The organism is Pseudomonas violetae, assembly GCF_023072615.1.
Lineage (GTDB): Bacteria > Pseudomonadota > Gammaproteobacteria > Pseudomonadales > Pseudomonadaceae > Aquipseudomonas > Aquipseudomonas violetae.
The window spans coordinates 1-1,103 of the sequence record NZ_JAKNRW010000091.1 but is presented as its reverse complement, the minus strand read 5'-3'; the positions used below and the strand labels follow the sequence as shown (position 1 = coordinate 1,103).

At 63.4% G+C, this 1,103-nt stretch carries 1 protein-coding gene; it reads right to left on the bottom strand.

Annotated elements, in window-relative coordinates:
* Positions 1–965, bottom strand: a 965-nt coding sequence (locus L9059_RS30570; protein WP_247296933.1) for an aldehyde dehydrogenase family protein, incomplete at its 3' end; no start/stop codon positions are given.
* Positions 966–1,103: the final 138 nt, after the last annotated feature.

Genomic DNA, 1,103 nt, shown 5'->3' with positions numbered 1-1,103 from the left:
AACGGGCCGAGCTCGGTCGCCGGATCGTCCTGCAGACCGTACTTGATGCTGCTGACCGCGGCACCGAGCTTCTCGACGAACTTCTCGTAGATCCCGGCCTGGGCATAGATGCGGCAGGCTGCGGTGCAATCCTGGCCAGCGTTGTAGAAACCGAAGGTGCGGATGCCGTCCACGGCGGCGTCGATGTCGGCGTCGTCGAAGATGATCACCGGGGCCTTGCCGCCCAGTTCCATGTGCATGCGCTTGACGCTGTCAGCGGTGCTGGAAATGATGTTCGAACCGGTGGCGATCGAACCGGTCAGCGAGACCATGCGCACTTTCGGGTGGGTGACCAGCGGGCTGCCCACCGTAGGACCACGACCGAAGACCAGGTTGAGCACACCGGCCGGGAATATTTCCGACGCCAGTTCGGCCAGGCGCAACGCGGTTAGCGGGGTTTGTTCCGATGGCTTGAGCACCACGGTATTACCGGCCGCGAGGGCCGGGGCGATTTTCCAGGCGACCATCATCAATGGGTAGTTCCACGGCGCGATGGAGGCGATCACGCCCACTGGGTCGCGCCGAATCATCGACGTGTGGCCGGGCAGGTATTCACCGCCCGCCGAGCCGCTCATGCAGCGGCTGGCGCCGGCGAAGAAACGGAACACATCGGCAATCGCCGGAATCTCGTCATTGAGTGCAGCGCTGTAGGGCTTGCCGCAGTTGTCCGATTCCAGTTTGGCCAGCTCTTCGCCATGGGCCTCGATGACGTCGGCGAGCTTGAGCAGCAGCAGGGAGCGGTCTTTCGGCGGGGTCTGGGACCAGCTGTCGAACGCCGCATCGGCGGCCCGCACGGCGGCATCGACCTGGGCTTCGCTGGCTTCGTTGATCTCCACCAGGACCCGGCCCAGTGCCGGGTTGAACACGGCTTGGGCAGGGCCTTCGCCAGTGATCAACTGGCCGTTGATCAGGAGTTTGGTTTGCATGGGGTTGTCCTCTCTGAAGCAATTCTTGTTTTCAAACCGGACCCTTGTAGGCGCGAACTTGCTCGCGATAAACCTGAGGGCGCCGCGTGCATTCAGGCCGCCCTCGTCATCGTTAACGTCCATCGCGAGCAAGCTCGC